Annotated in this window: 1 pseudogene; it reads right to left on the bottom strand. The window is 52.6% G+C overall.

The annotated features are described in order from the left end of the window. Positions 1-253: pseudogene (locus tag Q4563_RS21180) on the bottom strand (protein TolQ); the annotation flags it as partial.

Here is a 253-nt window from a genome sequence, read left to right on the forward strand (position 1 = left end):
TGCGTACTCTGCTGCCGCATCTTGCCAAATTCTTTCAGCCCCGCCATAAAGACGTTTTCGATCATGCTGGTTGTTTCTTTGGCCTGACACTCTCGATACAGATCATTGAGATCGGCACCGGACCAGAAGCGATCTTCAAAATCCAGCAATTGGGCACGGCTGGCAGATAGCACCCGGCTGCGCTGGAAGATCACAACCCAGCTACTCACCGACGCCAGCAACAGCATCAGCATCACCAGCTGTACAACAATAC

This window comes from Gilvimarinus sp. 1_MG-2023 (assembly GCF_030548285.1).